The sequence below is a fragment of the Sporosarcina sp. YIM B06819 genome, from assembly GCF_033485175.1.
Classification (GTDB): domain Bacteria; phylum Bacillota; class Bacilli; order Bacillales_A; family Planococcaceae; genus Sporosarcina.
This window is the reverse complement of sequence record NZ_JAWLIQ010000020.1, coordinates 17,147-34,332: the sequence shown is the minus strand read 5'-3', so window position 1 is coordinate 34,332 and position 17,186 is coordinate 17,147. Positions and strand designations below refer to the sequence as shown.

The 17,186-nt window shown below is 41.3% G+C and carries 15 protein-coding genes and 1 riboswitch; of the genes, 4 read left to right on the top strand and 11 right to left on the bottom strand.

Annotation, left to right across the window (positions count from 1 at the left end):
- The first annotated feature begins 85 nt into the window (after nt 1–85).
- The gene (locus tag R2B72_RS13790; RefSeq protein WP_318617204.1) at nt 86–334 is read left to right on the top strand and encodes a hypothetical protein; all 249 of its coding nucleotides are present in this window, start codon (nt 86–88) and stop codon (nt 332–334) included.
- Between the two features lie 55 nt (nt 335–389).
- On the opposite strand, the gene R2B72_RS13785 is transcribed toward R2B72_RS13790, so the two are convergent.
- The 3 genes from R2B72_RS13785 to R2B72_RS13775 all read right to left on the bottom strand — a co-directional run bounded on the left by R2B72_RS13785 (nt 390) and on the right by R2B72_RS13775 (nt 3,221).
- Complete coding sequence (locus R2B72_RS13785) at nt 390–1,205, bottom strand: Cof-type HAD-IIB family hydrolase (RefSeq protein WP_318617202.1); 816 nt, start codon at nt 1,203–1,205, stop codon at nt 390–392.
- A gap of 151 nt (nt 1,206–1,356) precedes the next feature.
- Entirely contained in the window at nt 1,357–2,625 is a 1,269-nt protein-coding gene (locus R2B72_RS13780) for a nucleobase:cation symporter-2 family protein (RefSeq protein ID WP_318617244.1), read from the bottom strand.
- 8 nt (nt 2,626–2,633) lie between these two features.
- Complete coding sequence (locus R2B72_RS13775; RefSeq protein WP_318617201.1) at nt 2,634–3,221, bottom strand: xanthine phosphoribosyltransferase; 588 nt, start codon at nt 3,219–3,221, stop codon at nt 2,634–2,636.
- Nucleotides 3,222–3,408: 187 nt separating this feature from the next.
- Nucleotides 3,409–3,510: riboswitch (purine riboswitch) on the bottom strand.
- 119 nt (nt 3,511–3,629) lie between these two features.
- Here R2B72_RS13775 and R2B72_RS13770 point away from each other — a divergent pair.
- On the top strand, nt 3,630–4,841 hold the full coding sequence (locus tag R2B72_RS13770; protein WP_318617243.1) for an MFS transporter: 1,212 nt from the start codon (nt 3,630–3,632) through the stop codon (nt 4,839–4,841).
- 63 nt (nt 4,842–4,904) lie between these two features.
- Here R2B72_RS13770 and R2B72_RS13765 read toward each other — a convergent pair whose 3' ends face one another.
- Nucleotides 4,905–5,390 (bottom strand): SRPBCC family protein, encoded by a 486-nt coding sequence (locus R2B72_RS13765; protein ID WP_318617200.1) that lies wholly within the window; start codon nt 5,388–5,390, stop codon nt 4,905–4,907.
- A gap of 11 nt (nt 5,391–5,401) precedes the next feature.
- Nucleotides 5,402–6,157 (bottom strand): exodeoxyribonuclease III, encoded by a 756-nt coding sequence (locus R2B72_RS13760; RefSeq protein WP_318617199.1) that lies wholly within the window; start codon nt 6,155–6,157, stop codon nt 5,402–5,404.
- Nucleotides 6,158–6,444: 287 nt separating this feature from the next.
- On the opposite strand from R2B72_RS13760, the gene R2B72_RS13755 reads away from it, so the two are divergent.
- Together R2B72_RS13755 and R2B72_RS13750 are read left to right on the top strand one after the other, a co-directional pair.
- Entirely contained in the window at nt 6,445–7,347 is a 903-nt protein-coding gene (locus R2B72_RS13755; protein ID WP_318617198.1) for a DMT family transporter, read from the top strand.
- Between the two features lie 352 nt (nt 7,348–7,699).
- Complete coding sequence (locus R2B72_RS13750; RefSeq protein ID WP_318617197.1) at nt 7,700–8,881, top strand: NupC/NupG family nucleoside CNT transporter; 1,182 nt, start codon at nt 7,700–7,702, stop codon at nt 8,879–8,881.
- Nucleotides 8,882–8,952: 71 nt separating this feature from the next.
- Here R2B72_RS13750 and helD read toward each other — a convergent pair whose 3' ends face one another.
- The 6 genes from helD to R2B72_RS13720 all read right to left on the bottom strand — a co-directional run bounded on the left by helD (nt 8,953) and on the right by R2B72_RS13720 (nt 17,180).
- Entirely contained in the window at nt 8,953–11,304 is a 2,352-nt protein-coding gene (helD, locus tag R2B72_RS13745) for an RNA polymerase recycling motor HelD (protein ID WP_318617196.1), read from the bottom strand.
- A 377-nt stretch (nt 11,305–11,681) separates the two neighbouring features.
- Nucleotides 11,682–12,593, bottom strand: a complete 912-nt coding sequence (locus tag R2B72_RS13740) for a pseudouridine-5'-phosphate glycosidase (protein WP_318617195.1) — start codon at nt 12,591–12,593, stop codon at nt 11,682–11,684.
- Nucleotides 12,593–13,693 (bottom strand): PfkB family carbohydrate kinase, encoded by a 1,101-nt coding sequence (locus R2B72_RS13735; protein ID WP_318617242.1) that lies wholly within the window; start codon nt 13,691–13,693, stop codon nt 12,593–12,595. The genes R2B72_RS13740 and R2B72_RS13735 overlap by 1 nt, the downstream gene beginning before the upstream one ends.
- A 396-nt stretch (nt 13,694–14,089) precedes the next feature.
- Nucleotides 14,090–15,211 carry an FAD-binding oxidoreductase gene (locus R2B72_RS13730; protein ID WP_318617194.1) on the bottom strand — a complete coding sequence of 374 codons (1,122 nt, stop codon included), beginning with the start codon at nt 15,209–15,211 and terminating at the stop codon, nt 14,090–14,092.
- Nucleotides 15,212–15,355: 144 nt separating this feature from the next.
- Nucleotides 15,356–16,153 carry an ABC transporter ATP-binding protein gene (locus R2B72_RS13725; protein WP_318617193.1) on the bottom strand — a complete coding sequence of 266 codons (798 nt, stop codon included), beginning with the start codon at nt 16,151–16,153 and terminating at the stop codon, nt 15,356–15,358.
- Between the two features lie 31 nt (nt 16,154–16,184).
- Nucleotides 16,185–17,180: an ABC transporter permease subunit gene (locus R2B72_RS13720; protein WP_318617192.1), complete on the bottom strand. Its 996-nt coding sequence runs from the start codon at nt 17,178–17,180 to the stop codon at nt 16,185–16,187.
- Nucleotides 17,181–17,186: the final 6 nt, after the last annotated feature.

Below are 17,186 nucleotides of genomic sequence, written 5' to 3'. Positions count from 1 at the left end.
ATGTATACATTTTTTCGAACGGTTAGAGCGTAAATCTGATGCTGTGGTACTTGAAGTTTCATCTATTTTATCAGGAGAGGATTTGTTGATTAGGGTGCGAGATAGTGGGCTTGGGGTTGGGGTTGGGGTTGGGGTTGGAGTTGATGAGGAGCAGCTTCAACACTTGCGAAATCGACTTGTCGAGCCTTCCATTTCATTGCTTGAAGAACATATCTGTCTCAAAAACGTACATGATCAAATTCGATACTATTTTGGCGATCAGTATGGCTTAGAGATAGCAAGTGCGCTAGGCGAAGGTACGACAGTCACAATACGAATTCCGGCAAGTCTATAAGGTATATACCAAAATAACTCCCCCAATCCATTTCAGGACTGGGGGAGTTCATTATTCATTCAATCATAGCGCCAACTGGCTCTAAAACAAACTTTTCAATCGCATGACCAACGCCATCTTCGTTATTGCTCAGTGAGGTATAATCAGCAATTTCCTTCAATGCCTGGACACCATTGCCCATTGCGATACCTAGACCTGCCGCTTCAATTAGTTCAACATCATTGTGGTTATCTCCTATGCCTATCGTTTCTGTACGATCGATGCCGAGCTTGCTTGCTAAATGCAGCAAAGCACTCCCCTTGTTCGCTTCCGGGTGCGTCACCTCAAGATAATTGACAAAGGATTTAGCGACATGAGCCCTTTCTCCGAATAAGGTGCATATTTCATCTTGTAAAGTATCAAGGATCTCTGGTTCTTCAATAAAGATCACTTTCGTAAATCCTTGATTAGTTAACTTGCTGAAATCCGGTTCGATTTGATACGGTACCTTCGATTTTTCAGCATAAGCAATTAGCTTGTCATTTTCTACCGCACCATAGAGAATATCATCCTGATATACTTGCAAGTGAAGATTCCTCTCTTTAGCGATATTTACTAATTGTTGTGCAATATCCGCGGGAATAAGACGCTCATACAGCACTTCATCATCCGCTATATTTTTAATAATAGCTCCCTGATAAGTAATAACTGGTACTTGTATGCCAAGTTGCTGCGCAAATTGTTTTGCTGATGGATACATACGGCCCGTCGCAATCGTGACAACCGTTCCCAATTCTACCGCTTTTTGAATCGCCTGAATGGTTCTAGGTGTAATCGTCAGTTCATCTGTAAGTAATGTGCCATCCAGATCAATTGCTATTAATTTATACATAAAATCATATCCCCTTTACTTTCATAGTATCTAGTAATCGTCGCATGTTGCGCATGTACTGTCTAGTGAAGATGTTTATTATACTAACTTTCGAATGGCTTTGATCAAAAAAAATCCTCCAATCTATTTTTCAGACTGGAGGATTATTTATTTACACCACATTTTTCTTCCGTGAAGGAATCATATTAAATAAAATATTCAACGCAATCGCCGTTACACTACCTGCGACGATACCGTTACTCGTTAATATTTTGAGACCTGAAGGGAATTGTGCAAACAGTTCAGGTGCAACTGTTACACCAAGTCCAAGTCCAATGGAACAAGCAATAATCATAGAATTATCCTGAGAATCGCCAATTACTTTACTTAACATCTTAATCCCCTGTGACACAACCATTCCAAACATAGCAAGCATCGCTCCACCTAGAACAGCCACTGGAATAATGGTTGTCACCGCAGCAATCTTCGGAACAAACCCTAATGTAATAAGCATAATTCCCGTAATTAAAATGATTTTTCGTGACCTGACACCCGACATTTGCAGCAAGCCAACATTTTGCGAGAACGTTGTATAAGGGAAAGCATTGAAAATTCCACCGAGCAAAACGGCAATTCCTTCTGCGCGATACCCTTTTTCAAGATCTTCCTTCTTAATATCTCGTTCACAAATATCCCCTAGCGCAAAGTACACGCCTGTTGACTCGACCAATGAAACCATTGCCACTAAAATCATCGTCAAAATAGCCGACCATTCGAACGTCGGTAAACCGAAGTAAAATGGCTCTACCATATGAAAATAAGATGCTTCCCGAACAGCCGAGAAATCCACCATCCCCATAAACGTCGCGGCAACCGTCCCAACAATTAAACCAAGCAGGATAGAAATCGCGCGTATAAAGCCTGTCGAAAATTTATAGAACAAAATGATAAATAGCAATGTACCAAAAGATAATGCCACGTTGGCTATCGAGCCAAAATCACTCGCTCCTTGCCCACCGCCCATATTGTTAATAGCTACAGGAATCAATGTAATCCCAATGATGGTAACAACTGAACCCGTGACAACAGGTGGGAAAAAGCGTACAAGCTTACCGAAAAATCGACTAATGACAATAACGAACAGTCCCGATACGATAATGGCGCCATAAATAGCAGGAATTCCGAATTCACCACCAATGGCAATCATCGGTCCAACTGCGGTAAACGTACAACCTAAAACAACCGGTAATCCGATACCAAAGAAACGGTTATTCATAATTTGTAAAATCGTGGCAATCCCACACATTAAAATATCAATGGAAACGAGATACGTCAATTGAGTAGAAGTGAGGCCAAGTGCGTCACCTACAATTAATGGCACAAGCACTGCCCCTGCATACATCGCTAACACATGCTGGAAACCTAATGCCGTGGCTTTAATAGGACCATTCACTGAATTTTATCCTCCTCAGCAAACGTCACTTCGCCGTTTTCGAGAGAAGCAATAATTGCCAATGATTCCACACGGATACCGCGTTCGCGCAGTAGATCTCCGCCCGGCTGGAATCCTTTTTCAATCACAATGCCGACACCCGCCAACTTTGAACCCGACTGCTCAACGATATCGAGTAAACCCAGTGCTGCTTGTCCATTCGCAAGGAAATCGTCAATAAGCAATACTGTATCCTCGTTTGTAATGAAATCCTTCGAAACAGAGATATCATTCGTTTCCTTCTTAGTGAAAGAATGAACGCTTGCCGTATATAAATGATCAATTAATGTAAGTGACTTCCTTTTACGCGCAAAAACGACAGGAACACCTAAGATTAAACCTGCCATCATTGATGGAGCAATACCAGACGATTCGATTGTTAAAATTTTTGTGATGCCTGCATCTTTAAATCGCGTTGCAAACTCCTCACCAATGGCTTGCATAAGCTGTGGGTCAATTTGATGATTCAAAAACGTATCCACTTTTAATACTTGATCCGATAATACTTTACCATCCTGCACAATTTTATCTTGAAGCAACTTCATGTTCTACTTCCTCCCTGTTGTTTCACGATCATTAGGGCAAATAGTATCTGCCTGCATTAAATCAACTGGAACTTCTGCTGATTTAATGCAAAATAAGCTCGAATGACCGTGCATCCATTCATACTACGAGTGGAGCAATGTCATTCGAGCTTATTCGCCGAATGGAAAAGAAAAGGAGATATCTCCCCTTCAATCCGTTGCTGCCCATAGTCGATTTGTTTACGGCAAATCGGTAGAAACTTGCAGGCCATATCCCCGCGATTATATGAGTGAATATTATTAGAATGCTGTTAGTATAGCATGTTTCGCCAGTTTCAAAAGTTAAAAAATGATTCATTTAATTCGAAGAATAAGTTTGTCGGAATGAGTGTGTTATGATTAAGAAACTGACTATATTTTGGAGGTTTTATTTTGACCAATCAACATACTACTAGAAAATTAGCATTCACACGCAATACTTGGCTTCTACTAGTAGGGATTGTATTCATAGCACTGACGCTACGCTCGCCTTTAACAACTGTCGGCCCCCTTACTTCTTCAATACGAGATAACTTAGGAGTTTCGAATGTCTTGGCAGGATTCTTAACAACGATTCCCTTGCTGGCATTTGCCATTATTTCACCATTTGCACCGAAGATAGCACGGCGCTTTGGAATGGAACTCACCCTATTCGGTTCGCTTATGTTATTGACAGCAGGGATTATTATTCGCTCGCTTGGCACGACACCCACTTTACTCATCGGAACGTTTCTACTTGGACTAGCCATCGCCTTCGGTAATGTGCTATTGCCAAGTTTGATAAAACTGAGTTTCCCGTTACAAATCGGACTTATGACGGGTATTTATTCGGTTTCCATGAATCTATCGGCTTCGATTGCCGTTGGAGTCAGTGTGCCACTAGCTCAAACAGCAGTTGGTTGGCAAGGCGCATTAGGCATGTGGTCGATATTAGCGTTCGTTGCTTTGTTGGTTTGGCTACCGCAATTAAAAAATAATCGCTTGGCGGCAGTACCTGAAGTAACAAAGGAAAAACTTCCTTTATGGCGCTCACCTCTTGCCTGGAGTATCACTTTGTTCATGGGTTTCCAATCTCTGCTCTTTTATTCGACTTCGGCCTGGCTACCTGAAGTATTAAAAGCACAAGGCATAAGCGCAGATAATGCGGGTTGGCTAGTCTCTCTTTTGCAATTTTCTCAACTTCCGATTACGTTCATTATTCCTATCATTGCTGGGAAAGTGAAAGACCAACGCATGATTGTTGTCGGTGTTACCACCCTATATATTATCGGGTATGGCGGTGTTCTATTAGGCATCACTTCCCTCACCGCACTATGGATGATTATGATTGGCTTGGCGGGCGGTGCGGCATTTGGTCTAGCCATGATGTTCTTCACATTACGCACACGGACACCACAAGAAGCGGCTAATTTGTCTGGCATGGCACAGTCTTTCGGCTACGCACTCGCTGCTATCGGACCTGTATTGTTTGGCTTGTTGCATGACTTTACAGCTAGTTGGACAGTCCCTATGTTTATTCTCATCGTAGCATCTGTCGTTATCTTATTCACCGGGATGAAGGCTGGGAAAAATGAGTTTGTACTGTCCGAGGAAAGCACATAGAATTATTGAGAATCACATGACAAAGAGCTTCCGGATAGGATTTCCGGAAGCTCTTTGTCATGCTCAATCAGCGACTTTCAATGGTTGCATGGCTTGTTCATATTTCTCATGCCACTTTTTCCACTCTTCTTTTCTGGAATCGATGGGCTTATCATCGAGCAATGACTCAATAACATTCAAACATACATGCCACCCTGCTAAATCTTTGATTGTTTGATCAGTAATTACGCTAAAATTTTCTACAAAAATCAACAAACAACCTTCTTGCTCTGACTGAAGCTCAAAACGAACAATATCGCCAAACCAATCAAATTCTAAAACTGAATGCACAGCGTACGCCAATATTTCAAGTTGCTCAAACTTTCCGTTTGACATATCAAACTGCATAAATCCGCCTTCACGAAGTTCTCCGACACGCAGCTCTTGAAACCACTTTTCTAATTTTGTATTATCCGTCAGCATTGCCCAAACATCTTGCACGGAATGCTTGATTTGACGCTTATTGCAAGCTACATACCCTTGCTCAAGTTGTTGAATAGTAGCAATCATGTTAAACCTCCTTATAGTTGAACTTCCAAAACAATTGGGCAATGATCACTCCCCATAATATGCGGATGAATAGTTGCATTTTTTAGTAAAGGTTCCAACCGATTAGATGCGATAAAATAGTCAATTCTCCAGCCAATATTACGCTCTCGTACTTTATTCATATACGACCACCAGGTATAGGCATCTCCTTGAGTAGGATGAAAATGCCTGAACGTATCGATAAAACCTTCCGCTAACAATGCCGTCATCTTGCTACGTTCTTCGTCAGTAAAGCCTGAATTACCGATATTTGATTTAACATTACGAATATCAATCTCTTCATGCGCCACATTCAAATCGCCACAATAAATGACCGGCTTGAGCTGATCAAGCTTCTTCAAGTATTCCCGCATGTTATCTTCCCATTCTAAGCGAAAAGGTAATCGTGCCAAGTCACGCTGAGCATTTGGTACGTAGACATTCACTAAGTAAAATTCTTCGAACTCCAATGTCAGAATCCGCCCTTCCGCTTCTGCGTCAGCATCGCCCACTCCATATTTCACAGATAACGGTTGCTCTTTTGTAAACACAGCCGTCCCAGAATAGCCTTTTTTTACAGCATAATTCCAATACTGATGATAGCCATCCAACTGCAAATCGATTTGCCCTTCCTGCAACTTTGTCTCCTGAACACAAAAAATATCTGCGTTTTCTTTATTAAAATAGTCCAAAAATCCCTTCCGTACGCATGCCCGTAAGCCATTGACATTCCATGATATTAATTTCAATTTAGTTTGACTCCTTCTCTATCTACTCCCTACAGACTAACAAATAATTAATTATCAGACAACAAAGAGCTTTCTCATGCACAGACTTCTCCGTAAATGAGATGCCTTTTTTATTTACTATAAGCGTGTTAATTACTCCAATTTAAACCACCCTATTGCTACATAATAAAAAAATAGATTGTAAAAAGGTCTATCTGTGATTTATATTGGAGCTTATGATTTTTTTAAGTACATTCAAAAATCGTAGCCTAAATTTAATGCACCATAAAAAATAGAAGAGGAGTAGAATGATGAAAACGTATCTATATCCCTTGTTGGTAATTATAGCTGCTAGTAGTTATGGTGTCGTTTCAACCATCATAAAATTAGCTATGGGTAGTGGTTTTACTGCTGCTGAAGCCGTTACCAGTCAATTCTTTTTCGGTTTTTGTATCGCGGTCTGTCTTTTCATTTTTACAAACAGAACTAAGTTAAGTTTTAAAGGCATTAAACCGCTTCTCTTTGCAGGTGTTCTTACAGGCTTGACGAATATTGTCTACGGCCATTCTTTGAACTATTTACCTGCTTCTTTGGCTGTTGTACTACTGTTCCAATTTACTTGGATAGGCGTGGTGATTTCTTGTATATCCAAACGCAAATTTCCAAGTCGAATTGAATCCATCTCTTTACTCATATTAATTGTCGGAACCATACCCGCTGCCGGTCTAATAGACGTTGATATATCCCAAATCCCTTTACAAGGATGGTTTTGGGGGCTGGCAGCCGCTTTGTGTTATTCCCTATTTTTATTTGCTAACGCTAGAGCAGCTACAAATATGACTACCACGAATCGCTTAGTCTTTGTTTCATTCTTCGCTTTTATGATGTCAGTTGTTTTTCAGTCACCGGAAGTGATTTGGAATGGAACCTTGTTTAACGAAGGACTTTGGGTTTATGGTTTGTTATTAGGGTTATTCGGGATGATTATTCCCGTTTTTTTATTCACGATTGCAGTACCTAAAGTCGGATTGGGCATGTCTTCCATACTGAGCTCCATTGAATTGCCAATTGCAGTAATGGTATCAGTCATCTTGTTAAGTGAAACTGTTTCTACACTACAAATTGTAGGAATTGTAATCATTATTCTCGGCATGAGCTTACCGATACTGCTAAATCGGAATGGATTGTTATCCAAAAAGAAAACTGCATAGCATTAATCAAAATAGCGTTAGAAAATGCCTCATCCGAGAAAATAAAGCGGATGGGCATTTTTTGTTTAGTATCACCTTGCGGGTTGAATACTACCAGTAGTACGTTCCCCCCATCGCTATATCAAAAGTCGTTTCCGGAATAAAATCATTTTTCAATTTTTGATCCTGAAATTATTCGTAGGTGTGGATAAGAAAAGGGGGAGGCAGAATTTAGTTTATATTCCCAGTTGGATTCATCTAAAAAAATATTGACATTCAAACATGAAAGCGTATACTAAACATATGTTTAAACCACAAACATGTATAACTAATTTTTCAACAATTAATGTAAACGCTTACGAGGGGGATTCACATGAATTTTATTTTCTTACTAACAGGAGTTTTGTTTGTTTTCGGTATCGCCTTTTTGCTTAGCAATAATAGAAAAAAGATAAAATATAAACGTATTCTAATCATGTTAGCAGTTCAAATCGTATTAGTGTACACCATGATGAATACCAATATAGGTCTTATTGTAATTACCAAAATCGGCGTGTTTTTTGAAAAATTACTGGCGATTGCCGATACAGGAATTCAATTTGTATTTGGTGGCATGGTAAATGATGGTGCTTTTACGTTTTTCTTTGTCGCGCTATTACCTCTTGTTTTCATGGCTGTGTTAATCGGCATACTGAACTACATAAAAGTACTGCCAATCATCATAAAGTATTTAGGTTTATTGTTGAGTAAAGTAACGGGCATGGGAAAACTGGAAAGCTATTTTGCAGTGTCAACATCCGTGCTCGGACAACCAGAAGTGTTCTTAACAATTGCAAAGCAAATTCCATTTCTCTCCCAACAAAGACTATATACCATTTGTACTTCAGCAATGAGTGCAATTAGTATGGCGATGGTGGGCGCATATATGACAATGATTGAGCCGAAATTTGTTGTAACGGCTGTTGTACTAAATATATTTAGTGCACTTATCGTTGCTAATATTATTAATCCTTATGATTTAGACGAAAAAGAGGATTTAGTGCATATTGAAGAAAATGAACGCGTTCCTTTCTTCCAAATGATTGGAGAAAGTATAATGGATGGATTTAAAATTGTGATTGTCGTCGCAGCCATGCTATTAGGATTTATTGCACTGATGGAATTGATTAATGTAATTTTCCAAAGCGTATTTCACATTTCCTTCCAAACAGTTATTGGCCATATCTTTGCACCAGTCGCCTTCTTAATGGGTGTTCCATGGGCAGAGGCTGTACAAGCAGGTGGAATTATGGCTACAAAACTGATTACGAATGAATTTGTAGCTATGTTGAACTTTGGCAAAATTTCAAGTGGCCTTTCTGACAAAACAATTGCAATTGTTTCCGTTTATTTAGTGAGTTTCGCAAACTTCGGGACTGTGGGTATTGTGTCAGGCTCCATCAAATCAATCAGTGAAAAACAAGGTAATTATGTTTCAAAATTCGCTTTAAAACTGCTATTAGGCGCGACGCTCGCTTCCGTCATTTCAGGTACAATTATAGGCATCATTATGTAATTTGAACGCATTAAAACACCGATAAGCGTAATGGCTTACCGGTGTTTTAACTATAAGAACTAGGTTGTATTTCACTCTTCTTTCATCAGTGTTGCGGCTAAACTCCCTCGTGCAATAGGTAGCAAAAAGGGGCTTGGTTCGCCTACACTGTAAAGCTGCAAGTGGTGCATAGCTCGGGTACAGGCAGTATAGAACAGTCTGCGCAAGCTTTCATCGCCGTATACCTGCGATGAAGCGTCATAAATGATGACAGCATCGAATTCGATTCCTTTCGCTAAATACGCCGGTATGACAACAACACCTTGCTCGTACTCAATGGAGCCACTTTTTACAAGCTTAATTTCTTCCAGGTCACTTAGGGCATCGTATGCTGTGGCACTTTCGGCCGCCGATTTGCATATGATTGCAATCGTATTATAGCACTGCTTCCGTAAGTCTGAAATCTTGGACGCAATACAGCGATGCAATTCAACACGATTGGACACTTGCGTCAGAACAGGCTTCTCACCGTCGCGTTCAAAAGCGGTAATTTGTTCACCGTTCAGCACGAGCCCTCGTGTAAATTCGACAATCGGTTTTGTGGATCTGTAACTGCGCGTCAAGATGATTACCTCCGTTTTGTCTGACCCATATAAGCCGGTAAGCGTATGGAAATCGACCGTCTCGCTGGCATGTGCGAATATCGCCTGATTAAAGTCGCCTAGCACAGTCATCTTTGCCGCAGGAAATAAACGCTTCAAAAACTCGAATTGAAATGTAGAATAATCCTGTGCTTCATCTACCAGTATGTGTTTGATAGAACTATTCATCTGAAAGCCTTGAATCAGCTCTTTCAACAGTAAAAAAGGAGTAGCATCTTCATAAAAAAGCTTGCCTTCATCAAGCATTTTTACCGACGATAGGCAAATTTCCTCCCACTTCTCTGGTGTATTCCCCTTCATCCATGCGTTAATCTGCGTTGAATCGGTGAAAAGTTGCTTGTATATCCCCTTCATGTCGATAAAACGAAGCGCCTGAATCCGTTTGCGCAGTGGTCTCAACTTCTTGCGAACAATTAATTGGCTAAGCACTTCAATCTCATCCTCATAATTGTCAAATTCACCTTCCCTAAAGTTACGTTTTTTCTGCAAACGGCTGTGAACCTTCCGATAATCCTCGTCACTAAGAAGTTCAATTTCTTCCTGCACCCACTGCTTAGTCAGTTCAAGTTTCTCTACTTCATCAATTTGATCATTTAGCCATTCCGTCAACCTTTCAATCCTATTATGGAAGCGAATCGAGATGTCTTTGCTATAAAACATTTCCGACATTTGTTCGGCGGTGACAATTGGTTCACCTCTAAATTTAATTCCTTTAAAGATCATGCCGGATAATTCCAGCGACTGCCTGTATGATTGAATTGCCTCGAAAAAACGAGGTGATGTCTTGAACTGGATGCTCGCAGCTCTTGCTTCATAGGAAGGGTCTTTTGAGGCAGTCAACACAAATTCCAATTGCTCGTAAGCGTTCTCGACTTGAAATGTATCACTCAGCCTATGGTTCAAGTACTCCTGGAATGTCACCTGTTGCATATTCTCTTCCCCGAGCTCTGGCAACACCGTTGATACGTAGCTGTTAAACATTGCATTAGGCGAAAATAGTATGATTTGATCAGCTTTCAGTCTATCTCGGTATTTGTACAGCAAGTAAGCAATCCGTTGCAGGGCAGCTGATGTCTTTCCACTGCCGGCTACACCTTGAACGATTAACAGGCGCCCGTGATCGTGCCGGATAATTCGATTTTGTTCCTGTTGAATGGTAGCTACTATGCTATTCAAATGTTTATCTGTACCCTTGCCCAGTACTTGTTGTAAAATCTCATCTCCGATGGTGAGACTCGTATCGAACATAGATTCAATCATGCTACCACTAATAATATATTGCCACTTCTTCTCCAACATCCCGTGGATCACCCCACCGGGTGTCGCGTATTCAATCGGACCTGGCCCGTAATCGTAGTAGACGCTTGAGATTGGCGCACGCCAGTCGTAGATTAGGAAGTCCTCTCCACTTTCATCCATGAGCGTAGAGACACCGATGTAAATACGTTCCACGATGGAAGTACCTTCTTCAAGTACATCAATCCGACCAAAATAAGGTACCTTCTGCATACGGCGTAGCTCCGACAAGCGCTTGGAAGCTTGCCGATGGCTACTTTCATTTACGGCTAGCGTTTGGCTCTGTTGTCTCAAACCAATTATTGTCTCAAGATAATCATCGAAAGTATCTGTGTTAACCTTGACGTCATCCCAAAAGTGTTTGCGGAAATCAACCACTTCTTTACGACGTCGACCCGTTTCGTCTTCCAGCTTACCGATTTGCTCTGTGATTATCTCCATTACATTGTCCACTCGTTGTTGTTCTTCCCTGATTTCCATATTCATACAAAACACTCCTTTATTAAAATCAAAATAGGTGTTGACTAAAAGGATTTCATGATGTATAATATAATTAGGTTATTTATATACTAATTACAATTAATAGAGTTTCTATATTAATTTATCATAACTTTTCAACTTTATCAATGTATTTTGGATTAAAAAAAAAAAAAAAGGAATCGCCGTTCTTCTAAAGAAGAGCGACGATTCCTTTTTTATCTGAATTCAGATAAAGCCTCCAGCGGATGTCACGGATTTTTAGGGGAGCTTAAGAAGGCAGTCTAAGTACGCGACGTCCTGTCGCAACGACTGCATGACCTACTTCCTGTAGGCCCCAAGCTCAAAAAAAATCCGGACGCAATCACGCAGAGGCGTGATTGATTTTACTTCCCGTTAAATGCTACTGCGATTTGCGCGCCAACCACAGCGTTATGTTTCACTAACGCGATGTTCGCATCCAAACTCGTACCATCTGTCAATTCCTTCACTTTACCAAGCATGAATGGTGTTACATCTTTACCTGCAATACCGTTTGCATTTGCCTCGTCAAGTGCCGTTTTAATGATGCCATTGATGAAACTTTCTTCCATTGCATCCGCTTCTGGAATTGGGTTGGCAATAACTGCGCCACCCTTCAAACCAAGATCCCATTTCGCATGCAGCATGTCTGCAACTGTTTTAGCATTATCCGCACAAATTTGAAGTGGGAATTCACTCGTGCGTGTGTAGAATGCAGGTAATACATCCGTTTGATAACCAACAACCGGCACACCTTTTGTTTCTAAATACTCAAGTGTCAAACCAATATCAAGAATTGATTTTGCTCCTGCACAAATAACGGCAACGTCCGTTTGAGCAAGTTCTTCAAGGTCAGCAGAAATATCCATTGTCGTTTCCGCACCACGGTGAACACCACCAATACCGCCTGTTACGAAGATACGAATGCCCGCAAGATCCGCACAAATCATTGTCGCAGCAACTGTTGTCGCACCCAATTGCTTCGTTGCGATTAAATAACCGATGTCGCGTCGTGAAACTTTTGCAACACCTTGGCTGTTACCGAACATTTCAAGCTCTTCATCAGAAAGACCGATTTTAATCATTCCGTCGATAATCGCAATTGTTGCAGGTACTGCACCATTGTCACGAATAATTTGTTCTACTTCACGTGCTGTTTTAACGTTTTGCGGGTATGGCATACCGTGTGAGATAATTGTCGATTCGAGTGCGACAACTGGCTTTCCTTGTGCCATTGCTTCCTGTACTTCTGCTGAGTAAGATAGATACTTTTCCATTAAAATTCCTCCAATTCGATTGTGAGCTGCTCTTTTGATAATTCTGGTCGTACTGTATAGGATGATTCAAGCGTTTTGGCGGCATTGATAAGCCCGCAACGAATTGCTTCTGCCGTATCCATACCTTCTAAATAGCCATGCAAGACACCAGAAACAAATGCATCACCTGCTCCAGTAACATCTTCCACCGATACATCATTCATCGCTGTATAGCGTTTGACTTCCCCACCACGTTTTCCTGCCATAACACCCTTCGAACCAGCTGTTACGACAACGTTCTCAGCACCCGCTTCGAACAATTTATGCACAGCACTTTCCCAATCTGCATCATTATGAATCGAATGCCCTGTGTACGTTTCAGCTTCATCCTGATTACAGATAAACCAAGTAACACCTTCCAAATTATCCGGCATCCGCGTCATTTTTGGCGAAGATACAGGAACGATTACCAGGCCTGTACCATGTAATACTGCACGACTTTTCACAAATTCAACCGTTTCTTTTGGGCAATTCAAATCCATCACTGCTAATGCTGCATTAGCAATCAATCGATCATTGCTTTCGATATAATCAACTGACAACGCCTCATAGACATCCATATTAGCCATCGCAACAACTAATTCTCCATCTGGGCTAAGCACCGCTGAATAAGATCCTGTTGTTTGCCCAGGCAATAAACCAACAGCCTTCACATCCATATAATCTGACGACTCTTGTTCAATTAACTGCCAATCCGCATCATTACCTGCAACCGTTAATAATCGGACCGAATGATCTAACCGTCCAAGATTATCTGCGATATTGCGAGCAACGCCTCCAACTGCCACAGACATCGTAGAAGGATTCGACGTACCTAACTGTGTAGCATCTTTTAGATGAAACTTCCGATCGACGTTCGCTCCACCGATACAAACCACTTCATTATCTTCAGATAAAACATAGGCACGCCCCGTGATAATGCCACGCTTCGTCAATCCCGATATCAGATTGGCAAGTGCAGGCCGTGACATATTCAATTGATCAGCCATGTCCTGTTGGGTCAAAAACGGATTTTTTCGAAGAAGCATAACAATTGCCGCTTCCTTATCGTTCAATACCACCACCCCTTTCCAAACTCTTGTTTATATTATAAACAATTGTTTGGTTGATTGCAAGAAAATAGTTCTCCATTTTAATTCAACTGATAAACTTCATTTGATTAGTATGTCTGGATAGCTTTAGTTATATGCCGTTTGTCATTCGTTCCAGCTTTTTCGCGAATTTTATCCTTTAGCTTCCTGACAATAACTCTACATTCGAAACCAACCCAACGGCATCTGCATATTCGTATGATGAAATCATTTTCATGATATAGACCTTCACTTTATTTTATTCCCTATTCATAGACTTCCAAACAAAAATACCCACACATACCACATGACGGGTTGCGTGGATATTTTCTCTTTCAATTTCTCCCAAAATGAAAATAGTTACATCGAGAAGAGCTACCCGCTACATTAGCATGTCGCAATAGCCCCCGCAACGTCGTACCATTCCAACTCAATATCAACCTGTTCATCTAAAGCGAGTTGCGCCAACTGTTGTCCTAGAAATGGTCCAACCGTTAAACCTGAAGCTCCTAGTCCATTCGCCAGTAGCAAACCATTCACCCCTGGCACTGCGCCAATAATGGGCAGAAATCCTGGGGTAAATGGGCGATAGCCAACGCGCGCTTCCGTAAATGTGGCATCTATTAAACCAGGGGCTACTTTCAATGCTTTATCCATCACTTCATGCAAGCCACCCGCCGTGATTCGCTGGTCAAATGAACCATTATCTTCATGTGTCGCACCAATCACAACTTTCCCCTCGTCAAATGCCAAAATATACTGATCTGTCGGCGGCATAACAACAGGCCAGTTATCGGTTTGTGAATGTTCTAAATGCAGATGGACAATTTGTGCTTTTTGAGCACTCACTTGCAAATCAATACTGAGTGGTGCTAGCAATTCAGCTGCCCAGGCACCTGCCGTTATTAAAACAGTATCCGCACTAAACGATTGCTCTTCTACTTGAACACCAATCACTTGGTTGTTTATCGAAATAAGTGCGGCCGAACCATGAATAAATTTTGCGCCATGCTTTGTTGCACCGTTGACAAGTGCTTCTCGTAAAGCACGTCCATTAACACGCGCTGCACCACTAATATGAACAGATTCATAGTCCGGCGACAGAGGTGGGAATAAAGCTGAGGTGTCCATTGCATTCAATTGACGAATATCACCTATTTCAGGTGCATCCTCTCGTCTTGTCATTGCACGTTCTGCCATTTTGTCAAGTTTACCAGCATCTGTATGTAGACTTATGGCACCGGTTGCTCGATAACCTGTGTCAGTTTCTCCATCTTCTTCAAGCTGACTGATGAGTGGCTGATAATATGCCGCTCCTGCTTTCGCGAGTGCATACCACGCTTTACTTCTACGCTGGGACAACCATGGACAAATAATTCCAGCTGCGGCATCCGTTGCCTGTCCCGCATCCTTGCGGTCAATCACTAGAACATCCGCACCCGCTTTCGCCAAATGATACGCCGTCGACGCACCTAAAATTCCAGCACCGATAATAATATATTTCTTCATCATAAACACCTTTTCTTTATCATAAGTCTTTCTAATTATATCAGTTTTTCTTGTAATACTAGGCAACCTAGTTCGAATACTTTACACTCCAATAAAAAAGACATAACCCGTTGCCAACTACACAACAGGTCATGCCTTTTCAATTCACACAGATAACAACGCCGCGTCACTATTTAGTTTTTCACCACGGATACGTTGGAATTCAGCCATTAGTTTTTCAATCGTTAGCTGCTTCTTTTCTTCAGCTTCGACTTCTAAAATAATTTGACCTTTATCCATCATAATTAGCCGGTTGCCCAAATCCATAGCCTGCTGCATATTATGCGTAACCATTAGCGTCGTCAATTGATCCTTGTCAACGAGTTGCTTCGTTAAATTTGTAATCAATTCGGCTCTTGATGGATCAAGCGCTGCTGTATGTTCATCAAGCAATAATATAGACGGTTGCGTAAACGTTGCCATCAGCAAAGAAAGCGCTTGGCGTTCTCCTCCCGACAGCATACCTACTTTCGCATTCATCCGGTTTTCCAAATTCAAGTGCAATGTTTCAAGTGACGCGCGGAAATACTCTCGGCGTTTTTTGTCGACACCTATGCGCAGTCCACGCTTTTTATTGCGAGAATAGGCCATCGCCAGATTTTCTTCGATGGTCATCGCCGGAGCAGTTCCAGCCATAGGATCTTGGAAGACTCGTCCAATTTTGATGGAACGTTTATATTCAGGAAGCTTCACAACCTCTTCTCCGTCGATTTCAATCGTGCCAAAATCGGGTGTCAGCGCACCTGAAATCATATTCATCATCGTCGATTTTCCTGCACCATTACTGCCAATGACAGTCACAAAATCCCCTGGTTTTAAATGCAAGTTGATTTGATCGAGGGCAATTTTTTCATCAGGCGTTGCCTCATTGAATACTTTATTAATCTGTTGGAGTTTCAACAATGGAATCGCCCTCCTTCTTCAGCGTAGGATATTAGCTAGCCAGTCGTTCGGCATGGCGTTTTGCTTTTCTATTTTTCTCACGTTTTTTCTCAATAAACTGCGGTAAAATCAAGGCAAGGATAACAATTACCGCCGTGATCAATTTCATATCTCCGGCATCAAGGAATTCAACCCGCAGAGCCAAACCAATGATAATTCTATAAATAATAGCACCCACAACAACGGCAATTGTTGTCCGCATAATGGTTTTCGTTCCAAAAATGGCTTCTCCAATAATAACAGAAGCTAACCCAATAATAATCATCCCAATCCCCATACCAATATCGGAGAACTTCGAATACTGAGCGATTAGAGCACCTGAAAATGCCACAAGTCCGTTAGATAGACCTAATCCAAGTATGATTAGCGTGTCTGTATTCGCAGAAAAACTACGAATCATTTTTTTATTATTCCCCGTTGCTCGAATGGCAAGACCAATTTCTGTTTGCAAAAACCAATCGACAATAAATTTAATAACTAACGTCACAACTAGCATTATAAACAGCGTTCCCCAGGTCTTAGGCAAATGTTGAACACCCAACGAGCCGAAAAACTGATTGAGCGCATCATCAATGCCGAGTGTACTCCAAAAAACGTTAAACTTACTAAACAATGTTTCCGCATTTAACAGCGGAATATTAGGACGCCCAACTGAGCTGTCTAGCGTTAAGCCCATAATTCTTAAATTGATTGAGTACAAGGCAATCATCATCAAAATTCCTGCCAACAGTGGATTGATCTTGCCTTTTGTATGTAAGAGTCCCGTTATACAGCCCGCGATAAAACCAATCACAATGGAAACGGCTGTAGCGAGTAACGGATGATAGCCAAAGAAAATCATTGTCGCTGCAACTGCCGCCCCTGTTACAAAACTTCCATCCACCGTTAAGTCCGGAAAATCTAACACTCGGAATGTTAGATACACTCCGAGTGCCATAATTGCATAGATGATCCCTTGCTCAACTGATCCAAATACAGCTGAAAACATATGCAA

Excerpts from the sequence above, each read along its gene's own strand:
- R2B72_RS13785 (WP_318617202.1), bottom strand. The coding sequence starts at position 1,205 with ATGTATAAATTAATAGCAATTGATCTGGATGGCACATTACTTACAGAT.
- R2B72_RS13775 (WP_318617201.1), bottom strand. The coding sequence starts at position 3,221 with ATGAAGTTGCTTCAAGATAAAATTGTGCAGGATGGTAAAGTATTATCG.
- R2B72_RS13765 (WP_318617200.1), bottom strand. The coding sequence starts at position 5,390 with ATGATTGCTACTATTCAACAACTTGAGCAAGGGTATGTAGCTTGCAAT.
- R2B72_RS13755 (WP_318617198.1), top strand. The coding sequence starts at position 6,445 with ATGATGAAAACGTATCTATATCCCTTGTTGGTAATTATAGCTGCTAGT.
- R2B72_RS13750 (WP_318617197.1), top strand. The coding sequence starts at position 7,700 with ATGAATTTTATTTTCTTACTAACAGGAGTTTTGTTTGTTTTCGGTATC.
- helD (WP_318617196.1), bottom strand. The coding sequence starts at position 11,304 with ATGAATATGGAAATCAGGGAAGAACAACAACGAGTGGACAATGTAATG.
- R2B72_RS13740 (WP_318617195.1), bottom strand. The coding sequence starts at position 12,593 with ATGGAAAAGTATCTATCTTACTCAGCAGAAGTACAGGAAGCAATGGCA.
- R2B72_RS13730 (WP_318617194.1), bottom strand. The coding sequence starts at position 15,211 with ATGAAGAAATATATTATTATCGGTGCTGGAATTTTAGGTGCGTCGACG.
- R2B72_RS13720 (WP_318617192.1), bottom strand. The coding sequence starts at position 17,180 with ATGTTTTCAGCTGTATTTGGATCAGTTGAGCAAGGGATCATCTATGCA.